The organism is Paraburkholderia sp. BL27I4N3 (assembly GCF_003386115.1).
Lineage (GTDB): Bacteria > Pseudomonadota > Gammaproteobacteria > Burkholderiales > Burkholderiaceae > Paraburkholderia.
The window spans coordinates 4342033-4358785 of record NZ_QREJ01000001.1; the positions used below are offsets into that span (position 1 = coordinate 4342033).

Below are 16753 nucleotides of genomic sequence, written 5' to 3' on the forward strand. Positions count from 1 at the left end.
CGCGATGCTCTTTCCCACAGAATTTGACGTAATCGTCGTCGGCGGTGGTCATGCCGGCACCGAAGCCGCTTTAGCCTCGGCGCGCATGGGTAATACGACGCTCCTGTTGACCCACAATATCGAAACCCTCGGCCAGATGAGCTGCAATCCGTCGATCGGCGGCATTGGCAAGGGCCATCTCGTGAAGGAGGTCGATGCGCTCGGCGGTGCAATGGCGGCCGCCACCGATGAGGGCGGCATCCAGTTCCGCATCCTGAATTCGTCGAAGGGTCCGGCCGTTCGTGCGACGCGCGCGCAAGCTGACCGTCTGCTGTATAAGCAGGCTATCCGGCATCGGCTGGAGAATCAGCCGAACCTGTGGCTTTTCCAGCAAGCTGTCGACGATCTGATGGTGGAGGGCGATCGCGTCGTTGGTGCCGTTACGCAGGTGGGAATTCGTTTTCGGGCGCGCGCGGTGGTCCTGACGGCAGGGACGTTCCTTGACGGCAAGATTCATGTGGGTTTGAACAACTACACTGGCGGCCGCGCCGGCGATCCGGCTGCGGTGTCATTGTCCGCGCGTCTGAAGGAACTGAAGCTGCCACAAGGTCGGCTCAAGACAGGGACGCCACCGCGAATTGATGGTCGCACGATCGATTTTTCCCAACTTGAGGAGCAGCCGGGCGATCTGGATCCGGTGCCGGTCTTCTCGTTTCTTGGGCGCGTTGAGCAGCATCCGCGGCAAGTGCCGTGCTGGGTGACGCACACCAACGAACGCACGCACGACATTATTCGCGGCGGTCTCGACCGTTCGCCGATGTACACCGGCGTGATCGAGGGGGTGGGGCCGCGCTATTGCCCGTCGATCGAGGACAAGATTCACCGATTCGCGTCGAAAGAATCGCATCAGATTTTCCTCGAACCGGAAGGCCTGACGACCAATGAGTTCTATCCCAACGGAATTTCCACAAGCCTGCCGTTCGATGTGCAACTGGAACTCGTGCGCTCAATGCGCGGGTTGGAGCACGCACACATCCTGCGGCCGGGTTATGCGATTGAGTATGACTACTTTGACCCGCGCGGGCTGAAGGCATCGCTCGAAACCAAGGTGATCCATGGGCTGTTCTTCGCCGGTCAGATCAACGGTACGACTGGCTATGAAGAGGCGGCGGCGCAGGGTCTGCTGGCGGGCATCAATGCAGGTCTGTTTGTGCAAGGCAAGGAAGCGTGGTGCCCGCGCCGTGATGAAGCTTATCTTGGTGTGCTCGTCGACGATCTGGTGACGCGCGGCGTGTCTGAGCCGTACCGCATGTTCACAAGCCGCGCGGAATATCGCTTGAGCTTGCGCGAAGACAACGCGGATATGCGCCTTACGGAGATTGGTCGTGAACTCGGTGTCGTTGACGACACCCGCTGGGACGCTTTCAGCCGCAAGCGCGATGCTGTTTCACGTGAAACAGAGCGTCTTCGCACGACGTGGGTTAATCCTAAGACCTTACCGGCAGACGAGGCGACTACGTTGCTGGGCAAGCCGATCGACCATGAGTACAGCCTGGCGGACCTGCTGCGTCGACCGGGCGTGTCCTACGACGGGGTTTGCGGCTTGCGCGCCGGCGCCTGTGCCGCGCCGGAGACCTTGGCCGAAGACGATGTTCTGCTCGCCCAGATCAAGGAACAGATCGAAATCGGCATTAAATATCAGGGCTATATCGAGCGCCAGGCCGGCGAAATCGAGCGAAACGAGGCGCACGAGAGTACGCGCTTGCCCGACGGGCTGGACTATGCGGAAGTTCGCGGGCTGTCATTCGAAGCACGCCAGAAGCTAACGCAATTTCGCCCTGAGACCATTGGGCAGGCGTCGCGTATTTCGGGCATCACGCCGGCGGCGATTTCCTTGTTGATGGTCCATCTGAAGCGCGGGCTGGGCCGTCGTCCGACGAAACCCGCCGAACCTGGCACAGACAGCACGCCGGTGACGCAATGACGTTGAGCCAGAAGGGGAGTGGCCGGGAAGCGTTGGCGCCGTTGCTTGAGGCCGGTGTTCGCGAACTCGGGCTCAAGTTGAGTGACGCGCAACTCGGCAAACTGCTCGACTATGTCGCGTTGTTGTCGAAGTGGAACGCCGTCTATAACCTCACGGCGATCCGCGATCCGCGCCAGATGCTGGTTCAGCATATTCTGGATTCGCTTTCGATCGTGCCGCACCTCGCGCCGCTAGGCGCGTCCTCCGTGCTCGACGTTGGCTCGGGTGGCGGTCTGCCGGGCATTGTGCTCGCGATTGTCCTGCCAGAATGGACCGTGACCGTGAACGACATCGTTCACAAAAAGACGGCGTTCCAGGCGCAGGCCAAGGCTGAACTCGGCCTTGCGAATCTCTCCGTGGTAACCGGCCGGGTCGAGACTTTGCAGCCAGGCGCCGAAGTACCGGCAAAGTTCGACGTAATTGTCTCGCGCGCATTCGCAGAGCTCGCGGATTTCGTTACACTGGCCCGTCATCTGGTTGCGGAGCAGGGCGCAATCTGGGCCATGAAAGGGGTGCGCCCGGACGGCGAGATCCAACGCTTGCCGGCGGGCGCCCACGTGGAACAGGTTATCCGGCTGAACGTGCCGTCGCTCGATGCCGAGCGGCATCTGATCAAAGTTTTGGTGGATGTTGCCAGCTAGCAGACTAGCGGCTGGCACATACCGGCCTCTTAGCCGCACCAGCATCACCCACGATTTTTACTTCATCCAAGCTGCAAAAGGGACACTCCAACGATGGCAAAAATCTTCTGCGTTGCGAACCAGAAGGGCGGCGTCGGCAAAACGACGACCACAGTCAATCTGGCCGCGAGCTTGGCAGCGCAGGGACAGCGAGTCCTACTCATCGACCTGGACCCGCAGGGCAACGCCACGATGGGCAGCGGCATCGATAAGGCTGCGTGCGCAAACACTGTCTACGAAGTGCTGGTGGACGGTGTTGCGGTGTCCGATGCACGAGTGCGGCCGGAGGCAGTCGATTACGACGTGCTGCCCGCGAACCGTGAACTCGCCGGCGCCGAAGTCGAATTGGTCAGTGTGCAGAGCCGTGAGCGGCAATTGAAGATTGCACTCGCGGCAGTCGAAAACGAATATGATTTTGTGCTGATCGACTGCCCGCCGGCCTTGTCGCTGCTGACCCTCAACGGCCTGTGCGCCGCGCACGGCGTCGTGATCCCGATGCAGTGCGAGTACTTCGCACTCGAAGGTTTGTCCGATCTGGTCAACACCATCAAACAGGTGCACGCGAACCTCAACCGCGACCTGAAGGTGATCGGTCTGTTGCGCGTGATGTTCGACCCGCGCATCACGCTGCAGCAGCAAGTCTCGGATCAGCTGAAAGAGCATTTCGGCGACAAGGTGTTCGACGTGGTGATCCCGCGCAACGTGCGTCTCGCCGAGGCACCCAGCTATGGTTTGCCGGGCGTGGTGTTCGACAGGGCATCGCGCGGTGCGCAGGCGTATGTGCAGTTCGGCGCGGAAATGATTGAGCGGGTGCGCGCGTTGAATGACGCGCCCCAGACGTCCTAAGCGGATCGAGGAAGCACGATGAACGCAGTAGCGAGAAAGAAGGGATTGGGCCGCGGTCTGGAAGCATTGCTGGGCGGTACGGCAGACATTACCGAGGCAGTAACGATTGAAGGTGCGCCGAATGTGCTACCGCTCAGCAAGATGCAAGCGGGCAAATATCAGCCACGTACGCGCATGGACGAGGGCGCATTGCAAGAACTGGCGGCCAGCATCCGTGCGCAAGGGGTGATGCAGCCGATTCTCGTGCGACCTATCTCGGCGGACAAGTACGAGATCATCGCTGGCGAACGGCGGTTTCGCGCGGCGCGTCTCGCGGGCCTCGAAGAAGTGCCGGTGCTGGTGAAGAGCGTGCCGGACCAGGCTGCCGCCGCGATGGCGTTGATCGAGAACATTCAGCGTGAAGATCTGAATCCGCTGGAAGAAGCGCAGGGGATCCAGCGCTTGCTCGACGAGTTCAATTTCACGCACGAACAGGCAGCGGAGTCGGTCGGCCGCTCGCGCAGCGCGGTATCGAATCTGCTGCGTCTGCTTAACCTGGCGTCGCCCGTACAAACGATGCTGCTGGCCGGCGACCTCGACATGGGCCACGCCCGCGCATTGCTGGCCGTCGACGCCGCGACGCAAATCACGTTGGCCAACCAGGTGGTTAACAAGCGCATGTCGGTGCGCGAAACCGAAAAGCTGGTGACGGCGACTACAAAGGCCGCGCCAGCGGTAAAGGCGCGTGCGAATGGCGACGGCGGCCGCGATACTCGCCGGCTGGAAGAAGAACTGTCGGACTTGCTGGCGGCGACGGTCAAGATCAAACTCGGCCGACGCGGGCGCGGCCAGGTGCTGGTGGACTTCGGCGATCTGGATGCGCTGGAGGGCATTCTGGTCCGCTTGCGTGGTAACGCCACCGCCTGATTGACGAGTTGACCGGCAAGGGCACCTGATAGCTTGCGATGAGGCCTGCTGCCGATCGCAAGCTGTTGGATTCACCGTGGATCGTTTGACGCGGCGGGTTTGCAAAAGGCGCATGGTTTTTTTGATCGGATTTTGCGACCTACCAGTGATCCATATCAACGTCCGACGGATTCCTAAATAAAGTGGCGTGGGATAATCAGGATTACTCATATATCCGGTCATTTCAGGGGCGCTTGCTGGCCGCGAGGATTGGGGCCGTCGGCGCGCGTAACGGCCACGTCGGCGTCGCGATACGGGCATTTGAGCCCAACTGGTGTCAGGAGCCGCGAGGCGGCTAGGCCGCTATTTCCACGGGACAACTTTGGCGAGGAGGGCGTGTCCCAAGCAAAGGCTGAAAGTTGACCGCCTCCTCGCCGGCACATTGATTCAGCGCAAGCGAGGGGATACTTCTCGACAACCCTTTCTCGTGGATCTTCCCGTTGCGCCTACCCGGCAGTGCCCGCAATGTCCATATGCTTGGGCAAAAATCGGCGTTTGTTGCATTTTCGAGACGTCTGCTACGGCGTTTAAACGAGCCAGCAGCGAGGACAAATTCTTCCTTCTTAGGTAGCGTGTTTTGGCGCTGCCCGACAGCCTTACATTTGACGTGTTTCGCCCGGTGAAACAGCCGCTCCCGCATGGTGAGGAGCCTTTTCACACTGGTTATTGAACGGCCTAAAGTCTTGAATTGCCTGCAACTATCGCTTACAATCGCCCGGATTTAATTGCACGGGAACCCCGTAAGCGCAGCGTAAGCTCGCGGGCTGGAACAAGACTTTCGGAACACTGCGATGGCGGTCAAAACGTCGAATCAAGCGCCGAAGAATGGGCACGACGAACACCGCGCTGAACGCAAGGCTTCCGTTGCGTCCACCGGTCAGCAAGCAACACCTGGTGAAGCGTGGGATGTCGAGCAGCAAGATAACAATATCGTTCCGCTCACGCGGGCCGAGGCTGAAAAGCTATTTGGTCCCACCGTGAGCCGTCCATCGCGCGTCACGCCTTTCAAGGTCGTGGCAGCGCAAATGGTTTTGTCCCTGGGTGCTACGCTGGTGTGGTGGCTGTTCTACAAGCCGCCGGGCGCTGCTGCGTTGTCCGCGTTCCTGGGAGGAGCGATCTGCTGGGTGCCGAGCGCGTTGTTCGCGGCACGACTGAGAACGCTGAGCGGCGCCGAAACAGCAATGAGCTGGATGATCGGCGAAGCGCTCAAGATGGGGACAACGATCGCGATGTTTGTAGCCATCGCCTTCTGGTATCACGACGTACGCTGGGTTCCGCTGCTCGTGACCTACCTCATCGCGCTCAAGACGTACTGGATCGCCTTAGCCTGGCGCTAAGGTAGCAGCAACGAAAGTAGCAGCAAAAAATTCAGGCTGGCGCGCAGCGCCGGCATCAGGAGTGCGGATATGACACGATCCGCACCCGGGTGTTCCCGCAATACAGCATTGCTGCGGGAGCGGCCTAAGACGATTTTCGACAATTTGGGTGGCATTAACGATATGGCAGCTAGCGAAGGCACGCGCGCTCTGGATCCGTCCGAGTACATCGCGCACCACTTGCAGAACTTCTCCACCGCGCACCAGACGTCGATTTTCGACATTCACGTCTGGAATCTGGACACCCTTTTCTGGTCGATCGTTTGCGGTCTGGCCACGATCCTGATTCTGCATCTCGCTGCCCGCAAGGCAACGTCCGGCGTGCCGGGCCGTTTCCAGTGCGCGATCGAAATGCTGGTTGAAATGGTCGAGGATCAATCGAAGTCGATGATCCACGGCACGCGCACCTTCATCGCGCCGCTGGCCTTGACCGTGTTCGTCTGGGTTGCCCTCATGAACTCGCTCGACTTCATCCCCGTCGATCTGCCGGGCCGCGTGATCGGTTGGCTGGGTCTGTCGGAAGTCATCCCCCACCACCGCATCGTGCCGACCGCCGACCTGAACGGCACGCTCGGCATCGCACTCGGCGTGTTCGCGCTGATGATTTACTACAACTTCAAGATCAAGGGCGCAGGCGGCTTCGTACATGAATTGCTGTCCGCTCCGTTCGGCGCGCATCCGCTGCTGTGGATCCCGAACCTTGCATTGAACATCATCGAGTTCGTCGCAAAGACGGTCTCGCTCGGCATGCGGCTGTTCGGCAACATGTACGCGGGCGAACTGTTGTTCCTGCTGATTGCCCTGCTCGGCAGCATGTGGGGTTTCGGCGCGGACGCGTCAGTGCTCGGCTTCATCGGCCACGTTATCGCTGGCACGGTTTGGGCGATCTTCCACATCCTGATCGTTCTGCTGCAAGCATTTATTTTCATGATGCTGACGCTGGTGTACATCGGCCAGGCACACGACAGCCACTAATCGCGGCTTGTCGAACGACGTTTTAGTTTTGTTTCATTTAAATCCCAGTTCCAACCAGTTCTAAAAGACTTTTCACAAAGGAGTGATCATGCAAGCTTTCATCGCCAACATCCAGGGTCTGACCGCCATCGGTATCGGCATCATCATCGGCCTGGGTGCAATCGGCGCCTGTATCGGTATCGGCCTGATGGGCGGCAAGTACATCGAAGCATGTGCACGCCAGCCGGAACTGATGAACCCGCTGCAAACCAAGATGTTCCTGCTGGCTGGTCTGATCGATGCGGCGTTCCTGATTGGCGTTGGTGTGGCAATGCTGTTTGCGTTCGCGAACCCGCTGCTGTCGAAGCTGGCAGGCTGAGGTTCCTCGGAAGTTTGCGCCTGAGCTATAACTAGTGAGGGCGCAGGGCGGAACGGGCACTCGGGCGCTGATCGAACGGAATCGATGAGCGCCTTGCCGTTTCACTTTCCGAACTAGCAACGTTTAAGGAAACACCGTGAATCTCAACGCAACCCTGTTTGCGCAAATGGTCGTGTTCCTGATCCTCGCGTGGTTCACGATGAAGTTCGTGTGGCCGCCGCTGATCAACGCCCTCGACGAGCGCTCGAAGAAGATTGCTGACGGTTTGTCGGCTGCTGAAAAGGGCAAGGCAGAACTCGAAGCCGCTCACAAGCGCGTCGACCAGGAACTCGCTCAGGCACGCAACGACGGTCAGCAACGTATTGCTGACGCAGAAAAGCGCGCTGTGGCAGTCGCTGACGAAATCAAGGCTCAAGCACAGGCTGAAGCCGCTCGCATCATCGCGCAAGCGAAGGCCGACGCGGACCAGCAAGTCGTGAAGGCGCGCGAAACGCTGCGCGGTGAAGTCGCCGCACTCGCCGTGAAGGGCGCTGAACAGATCCTGAAGCGCGAAGTCGACCAGGCAGCTCACGCTGACCTGCTGAATCAACTGAAAGCCGAGCTCTGATCATGGCCGAACTTGCAACCATCGCCCGTCCGTACGCAGAAGCGCTGTTTGGCGTGGCCGAAGCTGGTGACATCGCCGCCTGGTCCACGCTCGTGCAGGAGCTGGCACAGGTTGCGCGTCTGCCCGAAGTGCTGTCGATCGCCTCGAGCCCGAAAGTAAGCCGCGCCCAGGTCAGCGAACTGCTGCTGGCCGCGGTCAAGTCGCCGCTCAAGGACAACGCGCAAGCGAAGAATCTGGTGCAAATGCTGGTGGACAACCATCGTCTGCAATTGCTGCCGGAAATTGCTGTGCAGTTCGAAGAGTTGAAGAACGCCCGCGAAGGGGCGGCCGATGTGCTGATCGTCAGCGCATTCCCGCTCGAAGGCGCGCAGTTGAACGACCTCGTCGCAAGTCTCGAACGCAAGTTCAAACGCAAGCTGAAGCCGACGGTCGAGATCGACTCGTCGTTGATCGGCGGCGTGCGCGTGACGGTCGGCGATGAAGTGCTCGATACCTCGGTCCGCGCGCGGCTTGCCAGCATGCAAACGGCTCTGACGGCCTGAAGCGCCTTATGCGCTGAAGCGGCTGGCACGCAACAGAATTGACTATCAGGAGCGAATAATGCAACTCAATCCCTCTGAGATCAGCGAGCTGATCAAGAGCCGGATCCAGGGCCTTGAAGCGAGCGCAGACGTTCGCAACCAGGGCACTGTGATCTCCGTGACCGACGGTATCGTGCGTATTCACGGCCTGTCGGAAGTGATGCAGGGCGAAATGCTCGAATTCCCGGGCAACACCTTCGGTCTCGCACTGAACCTCGAGCGCGACTCGGTCGGCGCCGTGATTCTGGGTGAGTACGAACACATTTCGGAAGGCGACATCGTCAAGACGACGGGCCGCATTCTGGAAGTGCCGGTGGGTCCGGAACTGCTCGGCCGCGTGGTCGACGCACTCGGCAACCCGATCGACGGCAAGGGCCCGATCAACGCGAAAAAGACCGACGCAATCGAGAAGATTGCTCCGGGCGTGATCTGGCGTAAATCGGTTTCGGAACCGGTCCAAACCGGTCTGAAGTCGATCGACGCGATGGTGCCGGTTGGCCGTGGCCAGCGCGAGCTGATCATCGGCGACCGCCAGTGCGGCAAGACCGCAGTCGCAGTCGACGCGATCATCAACCAGAAGGGCAAGAACCTCTTCTGTATCTACGTCGCGATCGGCCAGAAGGCTTCGTCGATCATGAACGTGGTGCGCAAGCTGGAAGAAACCGGCGCGCTGGAATACACGATCGTCGTGGCCGCGTCGGCTTCGGAATCGGCTGCCATGCAATATCTGGCACCGTACGCCGGCTGCACGATGGGCGAATACTTCCGCGACCGCGGTCAAGACGCGCTGATCGTTTATGACGACTTGACCAAGCAAGCTTGGGCATACCGTCAGATCTCGCTGCTGCTGCGCCGCCCGCCGGGCCGTGAAGCGTATCCGGGCGACGTGTTCTATCTGCACTCGCGTCTGCTGGAGCGTGCTGCTCGCGTGTCGGAAGACTACGTCGAGAAGTTCACCAACGGCGAAGTGAAGGGCAAGAGCGGTTCGCTGACGGCACTGCCGGTCATTGAAACGCAAGCCGGCGACGTGACCGCATTCGTTCCGACGAACGTGATCTCGATTACCGACGGCCAGATCTTCCTGGAAACCGACCTCTTCAACGCAGGTATCCGCCCGGCAATTAACGCCGGCGTGTCGGTGTCGCGCGTCGGTGGTGCGGCTCAGACGAAGGTCGTGAAGAAGCTGTCGGGCGGTATCCGTACCGACCTCGCGCAGTACCGTGAACTGGCTGCGTTCGCGCAGTTCGCATCGGACCTCGACGAAGCCACCCGCAAGCAACTGGAGCGCGGCCGCCGCGTGACGGAACTGCTGAAGCAGCCGCAATATCAGCCGCTGCAAGTGTGGGAACTGGCTGTCGCGCTGTTCGCAGCGAACAACGGCTACCTCGACGATCTGGAAGTTGCGCAAGTGCTGCCGTTCGAAAAGGGTCTGCGCGACTACCTGAAGACGAAGCACGCAGACCTGATCAAGCGCGTCGAAGACACCAAGGAACTCTCGAAGGACGACGAAGCCCTGCTGCACACGGCTCTCAAAGACTTCAAGAAGTCCGGCGCTTATTGATCCGCGAGTGACCCGCAAGGCATAAACGGACCTTGAAGCGGCGCGGGCCGCAGGCGACTGAACCCGCGCTGCTTCGATCGCTTTGCATGGGACCCGAGTAAGCGCTGAAGCGCTAACTCGGGCCGACAAGGAGCAAGCAATGGCTGGAATGAAGGAAATTCGCGGCAAGATCAAGAGCGTGCAAAACACGCGCAAGATCACGAAAGCGATGGAGATGGTGGCCGCATCGAAGATGCGCCGCGCTCAGGAGCGCATGCGCGCTGCTCGCCCGTACGCCGACAAGGTCCGCGATATCGCTGCGCACATGAGCCGTGCGAACCCGGAGTATCGTCACCCGTTCATGGTGTCGAACGAAGGCGCGAAGGCGGCCGGCATCATCCTCGTCACGACTGATAAAGGTCTGTGCGGCGGTATGAACACCAACGTGCTGCGCGCGTCGCTGCAGAAGTTCAAGGAACTGGAAGGCCAGGGCAAGACGATCGAAGCAACTGCGATCGGCACCAAGGGTCTGGGTTTCCTGAACCGTTTGCGCGCCAAGGTAGTGTCGAATGTCGTGCATCTGGGCGACACGCCGCATCTGGAAAAGCTGATTGGCGCGGTGAAGGTGCAACTCGACCTGTACTCCGAAGGCAAGGTTTCGGCGGTGTACCTCGCGTACACGCGCTTCGTCAACACGATGAAGCAGGAGCCGGTGATCGAGCAGCTGCTGCCGCTGTCGGCAGACCAGTTCGAGCGCAAGGAAGAAGACGGCACGACGCCGAGCACGCAGTGGGACTACATCTACGAGCCGGATGCGCAGGCAGTGGTGGACGAACTGCTGGTGCGTTATGTCGAAGCGCTGGTCTATCAGGCCGTCGCGGAAAACATGGCATCGGAACAGTCGGCACGCATGGTCGCGATGAAGGCCGCTTCGGACAACGCGAAGACGGTCATCAACGAACTGCAGCTCGTGTACAACAAGAGCCGTCAGGCCGCGATCACGAAAGAACTGTCGGAAATCGTCGGTGGCGCGGCGGCGGTCTGACCTTGTCGGTCAGGCACGTTGCTTCGTGTGCGCCTTGGCGGCGCACCCCACCGAAACTGCGCCTTTGCGCGAGTGAAGAATTGAGTATCTAAAGGAAAAGCGATGAGTACTACTGCTTTGGTAGAAGGCAAGATCGTACAGTGCATCGGCGCGGTGATCGACGTGGAATTCCCGCGTGACCACATGCCGAAGATTTACGACGCGCTCATTCTCGACGGTTCGGAATTGACCCTCGAAGTCCAGCAACAGCTGGGCGACGGCGTCGTCCGTACCATCTGTCTGGGTGCATCGGACGGTCTGCGCCGTGGTACGACGGTGAAGAACACCGGCAAGCCGATCAGCGTGCCGGTCGGCAAGCCGACTCTGGGCCGGATCATGGACGTGCTGGGTCGCCCGATCGACGAAGCTGGCCCGATCAACTCGGACGTGGTTCGCGGTATTCACCAGAAGGCTCCGGCGTTCGACGAGCTGTCGCCGTCGACGGAACTGCTCGAAACCGGCATCAAGGTTATCGACCTGATCTGCCCGTTCGCCAAGGGCGGTAAGGTGGGCCTGTTCGGTGGCGCCGGCGTGGGCAAGACCGTGAACATGATGGAACTGATCAACAACATCGCTAAAGAACACGGCGGTTACTCCGTGTTCGCAGGTGTTGGCGAGCGTACCCGCGAAGGGAACGACTTCTATCACGAAATGAAGGACTCGAACGTTCTCGACAAGGTCGCGCTGGTGTACGGCCAGATGAACGAGCCGCCGGGCAACCGTCTGCGCGTCGCGCTGACCGGTCTGACAATGGCTGAGCACTTCCGTGACGAAGGTCTCGACGTGCTGTTCTTCGTCGACAACATCTACCGTTTCACGCTGGCAGGCACGGAAGTGTCGGCACTGCTCGGCCGTATGCCGTCGGCAGTGGGCTATCAGCCTACTTTGGCTGAAGAAATGGGCAAGTTGCAAGAGCGTATTACGTCGACCAAGACCGGCTCGATCACGTCGGTTCAGGCCGTGTACGTCCCTGCGGATGACTTGACCGACCCGTCGCCGGCTACGACTTTCGGCCACCTGGACGCAACGGTCGTGTTGTCGCGTGACATCGCTTCGCTGGGTATCTACCCGGCAGTCGACCCGCTCGATTCGACCTCGCGTCAGATCGACCCGAACGTGATCGGTGAAGAGCACTACTCGATCACGCGCGGCGTGCAGCAAACGCTGCAGCGCTACAAGGAATTGCGCGACATTATCGCGATTCTGGGTATGGACGAACTGGCGCCGGAAGACAAGCTCGCCGTGGCACGCGCTCGTAAGATTCAGCGTTTCCTGTCGCAGCCGTTCCACGTCGCTGAAGTGTTCACGGGCTCGCCGGGCAAATACGTGCCGCTGAAGGAAACGATCCGTGGCTTCAAGATGATCGTTGACGGCGAGTGCGACCACCTGCCGGAACAAGCGTTCTACATGGTCGGCACGATCGATGAAGCCTTCGAAAAGGCCAAGAAGATCCAGTAAAGGTCGGGTGTATAGAAGCGGGCGCCGGCCAATGTCGGTGCCCTCGAATTACGCTCACCAGGAGTCGATATGGCAACCATTAAAGTAGACGTCGTTAGCGCGGAAGAGCAGATCTTCTCGGGCCAGGCGAAGTTCGTCGCGCTGCCGGGCGAAGCAGGTGAACTCGGCATTCTGCCGGGCCACACGCCGCTCATCACGCGGATTCGTCCGGGTGCGGTGCGCATCGAAGCTGAAAACGGTGAAGAAGAGTTTGTCTTCGTCGCCGGCGGCATCCTCGAAATCCAGCCGGGCGCTGTGACGGTTCTCGCCGACACGGCTATTCGCGGCAAGGATCTCGACGAAGCCAAGGCTGAAGATGCACGCAAGCGTGCGGAAGAAGCGCTGCAGAACACGGGTTCGAACCTCGAATACGCGACCGCGCAAGCGGAACTGGCGTACGCGACGGCTCAGCTCGCTGCGATCCAGCGCCTGCGCAAGCTGCGCGGTCAGAACTAAGCATTACGTATCAGAGAGAAAGCAGCCTTCGTGGCTGCTTTTTTTTGACCTCGACTTGACGTTTACGGAAAGGTAAGCAAAATCTTGTTTTCGCGGCAATCGGCGCCCAAACCCGGCCGGTCCGGCAATGCGGTGCGGGTAACACTTGATGCCGGACCGACACACGCCGGTGGCACAATCGATTTCAAATTCATTTCAATAGACGAGCTTCCGCTGAGCTCACGGAGACAACACCATGGCAACGCATGTGTCAGGCGAAGGTGCACTCATCGAACCCAAAGACGGGCTGTCGTATGTCCGCGGGTCGACCGACATTCCGCTGAGCGAAGCGACGGTCGGCCGGTTTCTGCGCGATACCGCGGCACGCTTTCCAGATCGTCCGGCCGTGGTGTTTCGCGAGCAACGGATTCGGTGGACCTGGAGGGAGTTCGCCGAAGAAGTCGACATTTTGGCGGCAGGGCTGCTCACACTTGGTATTGCGAAGGGCGACCGTGTGGGCATCTGGTCGCCGAATCGCGTGGAGTGGCTGCTGACCCAGTTTGCGACTGCGCGAATCGGCGCCGTACTGGTCAACATCAATCCGGCCTATCGGCTCGCGGAACTCGAGTACGCGCTGAATAAGGTCGGCTGCAAGGCAATCATCGCCGCCGAGCGCTTCAAGGCATCTATGTACCTGGAGATGCTGCAGGAGCTCGCGCCCGAACTAGCCACGCAGGCGCCCGGTGAACTGCACGCGGCAAGGTTGCCCGAGTTGCGCTACGTGATTCGCATGTGCGACACGGAAACGCCCGGCATGCTGACCTTTTCCGACGTGATCGAGCAGGGACGCGCGTCGCTCGACGTGGCCAGGCTCGACGCGATCGGCGCGACGCTCTCGTGCCATGAGCCGATCAATATCCAGTTCACCAGCGGCACGACAGGCAATCCGAAGGGCGCGACGCTGACCCACAGCAACGTGGTGAACAACGCGCGCTACATTGCCATGGCAATGCGGCTGAGCGAGCAGGACGGCTTATGCATTCCGGTGCCGCTGTACCACTGCTTCGGCATGGTGCTGGCAGTGCTGGCTTGCGTATCGGTCGGCGCTAATATGGTGTTTCCAGGCGAAGGCTTCGACCCTGCCGCGACGCTGGCCGCGGTCGCGGAAGAGCAGTGCACCGCGTTGCATGGTGTACCGACCATGTTCATCGCCGAACTCGATCATCCGAACTTCGCCAGCTACGACTTCTCGCGCCTACGCACCGGCATCATGGCGGGCTCGCCTTGTCCGATCGAGACGATGAAGAAGGTCGTTTCCAGAATGCATCTGAGCGAAATCACCATTGCCTATGGCATGACGGAAACCAGTCCGGTCTCGTTCCAAAGCTCGACGACCGACCCGCTCGACAAGCGTACGACAACGGTCGGCCGCATCCAGCCGCATCTCGAAGTGAAAATCGTCGATCCTCTCGGCGAGATCGTGGCGGTGGGCGAAACGGGTGAGCTTTGCACGCGTGGATATTCAGTGATGCAGGGGTATTGGGGCGACGAGGCGAAGACGCGCGAAAGCATTGTCGATGGCTGGATGCATACCGGCGATTTGGCGACGCTCGACGCAGAAGGCTACTGCAACATCGTCGGCCGTCTGAAGGACATGCTGATTCGCGGCGGCGAGAACATCTATCCGCGCGAAATTGAAGAGTTTCTGTTCCGCCACCCGAAGATCCAGAGCGTGCAGGTGTTCGGCGTACCCGACACAAAGTACGGCGAAGAGGTGTGCGCGTGGGTCGTATTGCGAGCTGGCGAGCAGGCGACAGCCGAAGAGATCCAGCAGTTCTGTCAGGGGCAGATTGCGCACTATAAGGTGCCCAAATACATCCGTTTCGTCGACGAACTGCCCATGACGGTAACCGGCAAGGTGCAGAAGTTCATCATGCGCGAGCTGATGATCAGCGAGTTGAAGCTGCGGGAAGACAAGACGGCGTGACAGCTAATCGCTGGGCCGTGCCGGCAAAATCATTGCGCGACCCGGACCAGCCAACAAGGCACGAAGGACGAACCTGGTGGAACCAACCGTTTGCCGTACAAGTCGCTAAAACCCGCGAACGTGCCCGAAACAGCGCGCTACCGCACTGCGCAAACGTTTGGCCAGACGAAAAAAAAGCGGGCCTGGAGCCCGCTAAAAACCACACGCTACGGGGTTAGCGCGAGGAGACCAAAGAAGGAACCGACTGAGACGACGACCCTACGTCGACTACGGCCCCAGCAGGGATGCCCCTTCACAGGGCTTCGGCATAGGCCGACCGGCAAGTGCATCGTATCCGCTCACACCACGCACACAGCCACATCCGTGTTGAAACCGTTGAGGGCATTGTGGGCGAATTAATCTACGAGCGCGGTAACAAAGTGTTTCAGGTTGTAACGCCCGCCAGATAAGGCGTTGCAGGACATATTGCCAAAACACGACGATTTAAACGCAATTTTTACCGATGACTCAGTCGCAATTTCATACGCATGATTGATGCTATTCGCGAAGCATAATGCGGCGTAATCCGTTAAGTCGATGCCGCATGAAATGGTTGCACGTTCATCTTTTGGACAATTGATTCCCCGCTTTGCAGGTGCTGGCCAGCAGTCACCAACTTCTGTTATCCAACGTACGCAGCCGTATTGCGTTGCAGCATCCGTACGGACACGCAATTGGGGCGCAAAGAATGCGTTCGCGGCGAGCTGCGTACGCACTATTTTTTAGGTTTTATTTAATAGCGCCCGGTAAGTTACACGATTGGCGCGCGAGCGTGATCATTTGGCGTTTCTCGACCGCCGCCGTTTTACAGTGAAAAAAGGGGCGGCCAAGAAACGCTTCAGGCTACTTCAACCACTTGTCCGAAATGGCTTGATACTCGCCTGTTGCCCGCGCAAGGTGCAACCACTGGTTGACGTATTGCTGAAACGACACATCGCCACGCGGCAGCAGCCAAGCCTTTTCACCATACTGGAAGGGTTTGTCCGGGTGAACCGAGCAAAGTCCGGGGTTTAGCTTCTGCTGCAGCAGGGTTTCCGACGCGTCCGTCACCATCACGTCCGCTTTGCCGGCGAGGATCTGCTTGAAGATCGTCACGTTATCCGGATACACGGTCAAGTTCGCATGCGGAAAGTACTGTTTCGCGAAGCGCTCGTTGGTGCCGCCAGGATTGACGATCACGCGTGTCGCCGGTTGGTCGATCTGGGCGACGGTTTGATATTTGTTGACGTCGTCGCACCGAACGATCGGCGTCTTGCCGTCGACCATGTAGGCCTCCGTGAAAAACGCGCGCTTCTGCCGCTCGAGGGTCGGCGACACACCGCCCACGCCCACGTCGCACTTGGCGACAAAGTCGTTCATCAGATTCGACCACGACGTCTTGACGTACTCCGTCTTGACGCCGAGCGACTTGGCGAGCGACTCGGTCATGTCGATGTCGATGCCTTCAAACTGCCCGTCCGCCTTGTAAAACGAGTACGGTTTGTAGTCGCCCGTCGTGCAGGCGCGCAGCGTGCCGCGCGCGAGAATTTCGTCGAGTCGCGAGGGCGTTGCGGTGGCGGCGCTGGTCTGTGCTCCGGCCACGCCTGCGTGCATCAAAACGCCGGCCAGTGCGCCGAGCAGTGCGAGTGCTGCCTTGTTCATCGAGTCTCCTTGGTTGTATGTAATTGTCTGGTAAGTCCGTTGGATGATAGCCCGGCAATTCGCGCTTGAACATTGGCCGTTCAGCCAGGTCATGACGCCGCGGCCAGCGCGCGGAAAACCGGCCGCGAGCGACGCGTCCAACAGTTATTGGCCGGATCAA

The 16753-nt window shown here is 59.8% G+C and carries 15 protein-coding genes; 14 read left to right on the top strand and 1 reads right to left on the bottom strand.

Annotation, left to right across the window (positions count from 1 at the left end; genetic code table 11):
* Positions 1–4: 4 nt before the first annotated feature.
* From mnmG to B0G71_RS19685, 14 genes are all read left to right on the top strand, one after another.
* Positions 5–1963 (top strand): tRNA uridine-5-carboxymethylaminomethyl(34) synthesis enzyme MnmG, encoded by a 1959-nt coding sequence (mnmG, locus tag B0G71_RS19620; protein WP_116143570.1) that lies wholly within the window; start codon positions 5–7, stop codon positions 1961–1963.
* Positions 1960–2643 (top strand): 16S rRNA (guanine(527)-N(7))-methyltransferase RsmG, encoded by a 684-nt coding sequence (gene rsmG, locus B0G71_RS19625; protein WP_116143572.1) that lies wholly within the window; start codon positions 1960–1962, stop codon positions 2641–2643. The genes mnmG and rsmG overlap by 4 nt, the downstream gene beginning before the upstream one ends.
* Before the next feature lie 93 nt (positions 2644–2736).
* Positions 2737–3528, top strand: coding sequence for a ParA family protein (locus B0G71_RS19630; RefSeq protein WP_116143574.1), 792 nt, complete (start codon positions 2737–2739; stop codon positions 3526–3528).
* 18 nt (positions 3529–3546) lie between these two features.
* Positions 3547–4434, top strand: a complete 888-nt coding sequence (locus tag B0G71_RS19635) for a ParB/RepB/Spo0J family partition protein (RefSeq protein WP_116143576.1) — start codon at positions 3547–3549, stop codon at positions 4432–4434.
* Positions 4435–5264: 830 nt separating this feature from the next.
* A complete protein-coding gene (locus tag B0G71_RS19640; RefSeq protein WP_116143578.1) occupies positions 5265–5810 on the top strand; it encodes an ATP synthase subunit I in 546 nt (181 codons plus the stop codon).
* A 162-nt stretch (positions 5811–5972) separates the two neighbouring features.
* Positions 5973–6824: a F0F1 ATP synthase subunit A gene (gene atpB, locus B0G71_RS19645; protein WP_106284871.1), complete on the top strand. Its 852-nt coding sequence runs from the start codon at positions 5973–5975 to the stop codon at positions 6822–6824.
* Positions 6825–6912: 88 nt separating this feature from the next.
* Positions 6913–7182, top strand: coding sequence for a F0F1 ATP synthase subunit C (atpE, locus tag B0G71_RS19650; protein ID WP_007180033.1), 270 nt, complete (start codon positions 6913–6915; stop codon positions 7180–7182).
* Positions 7183–7318: 136 nt separating this feature from the next.
* On the top strand, positions 7319–7789 hold the full coding sequence (locus tag B0G71_RS19655) for a F0F1 ATP synthase subunit B (RefSeq protein WP_106284870.1): 471 nt from the start codon (positions 7319–7321) through the stop codon (positions 7787–7789).
* 2 nt (positions 7790–7791) lie between these two features.
* The gene (locus B0G71_RS19660; RefSeq protein WP_006050846.1) at positions 7792–8331 is read left to right on the top strand and encodes a F0F1 ATP synthase subunit delta; all 540 of its coding nucleotides are present in this window, start codon (positions 7792–7794) and stop codon (positions 8329–8331) included.
* 58 nt (positions 8332–8389) lie between these two features.
* A complete protein-coding gene (gene atpA, locus B0G71_RS19665) occupies positions 8390–9931 on the top strand; it encodes a F0F1 ATP synthase subunit alpha (RefSeq protein WP_116118562.1) in 1542 nt (513 codons plus the stop codon).
* Between the two features lie 139 nt (positions 9932–10070).
* Positions 10071–10955, top strand: coding sequence for a F0F1 ATP synthase subunit gamma (atpG, locus tag B0G71_RS19670; RefSeq protein ID WP_106284868.1), 885 nt, complete (start codon positions 10071–10073; stop codon positions 10953–10955).
* A 102-nt stretch (positions 10956–11057) separates the two neighbouring features.
* Positions 11058–12452, top strand: a complete 1395-nt coding sequence (gene atpD, locus B0G71_RS19675) for a F0F1 ATP synthase subunit beta (RefSeq protein WP_116143580.1) — start codon at positions 11058–11060, stop codon at positions 12450–12452.
* 69 nt (positions 12453–12521) lie between these two features.
* Positions 12522–12947 carry a F0F1 ATP synthase subunit epsilon gene (locus B0G71_RS19680; protein ID WP_012434800.1) on the top strand — a complete coding sequence of 142 codons (426 nt, stop codon included), beginning with the start codon at positions 12522–12524 and terminating at the stop codon, positions 12945–12947.
* A gap of 235 nt (positions 12948–13182) precedes the next feature.
* Positions 13183–14913: an AMP-binding protein gene (locus tag B0G71_RS19685; RefSeq protein WP_116143582.1), complete on the top strand. Its 1731-nt coding sequence runs from the start codon at positions 13183–13185 to the stop codon at positions 14911–14913.
* Positions 14914–15795: 882 nt separating this feature from the next.
* Here B0G71_RS19685 and B0G71_RS19690 read toward each other — a convergent pair.
* Positions 15796–16593 (bottom strand): transporter substrate-binding domain-containing protein, encoded by a 798-nt coding sequence (locus tag B0G71_RS19690; protein WP_116143584.1) that lies wholly within the window; start codon positions 16591–16593, stop codon positions 15796–15798.
* Positions 16594–16753 lie beyond the last annotated feature (160 nt).

What these genes read in the sequence shown, in the direction of transcription:
- mnmG (WP_116143570.1), top strand. Translation starts at nt 5, where the DNA reads ATGCTCTTTCCCACAGAATTTGACGTAATCGTCGTCGGCGGTGGTCAT.
- rsmG (WP_116143572.1), top strand. Translation starts at nt 1,960, where the DNA reads ATGACGTTGAGCCAGAAGGGGAGTGGCCGGGAAGCGTTGGCGCCGTTG.
- B0G71_RS19630 (WP_116143574.1), top strand. Translation starts at nt 2,737, where the DNA reads ATGGCAAAAATCTTCTGCGTTGCGAACCAGAAGGGCGGCGTCGGCAAA.
- B0G71_RS19635 (WP_116143576.1), top strand. Translation starts at nt 3,547, where the DNA reads ATGAACGCAGTAGCGAGAAAGAAGGGATTGGGCCGCGGTCTGGAAGCA.
- B0G71_RS19640 (WP_116143578.1), top strand. Translation starts at nt 5,265, where the DNA reads ATGGCGGTCAAAACGTCGAATCAAGCGCCGAAGAATGGGCACGACGAA.
- atpB (WP_106284871.1), top strand. Translation starts at nt 5,973, where the DNA reads ATGGCAGCTAGCGAAGGCACGCGCGCTCTGGATCCGTCCGAGTACATC.
- atpE (WP_007180033.1), top strand. Translation starts at nt 6,913, where the DNA reads ATGCAAGCTTTCATCGCCAACATCCAGGGTCTGACCGCCATCGGTATC.
- B0G71_RS19660 (WP_006050846.1), top strand. Translation starts at nt 7,792, where the DNA reads ATGGCCGAACTTGCAACCATCGCCCGTCCGTACGCAGAAGCGCTGTTT.
- atpA (WP_116118562.1), top strand. Translation starts at nt 8,390, where the DNA reads ATGCAACTCAATCCCTCTGAGATCAGCGAGCTGATCAAGAGCCGGATC.
- atpG (WP_106284868.1), top strand. Translation starts at nt 10,071, where the DNA reads ATGGCTGGAATGAAGGAAATTCGCGGCAAGATCAAGAGCGTGCAAAAC.
- atpD (WP_116143580.1), top strand. Translation starts at nt 11,058, where the DNA reads ATGAGTACTACTGCTTTGGTAGAAGGCAAGATCGTACAGTGCATCGGC.
- B0G71_RS19680 (WP_012434800.1), top strand. Translation starts at nt 12,522, where the DNA reads ATGGCAACCATTAAAGTAGACGTCGTTAGCGCGGAAGAGCAGATCTTC.
- B0G71_RS19685 (WP_116143582.1), top strand. Translation starts at nt 13,183, where the DNA reads ATGGCAACGCATGTGTCAGGCGAAGGTGCACTCATCGAACCCAAAGAC.
- B0G71_RS19690 (WP_116143584.1), bottom strand. Translation starts at nt 16,593, where the DNA reads ATGAACAAGGCAGCACTCGCACTGCTCGGCGCACTGGCCGGCGTTTTG.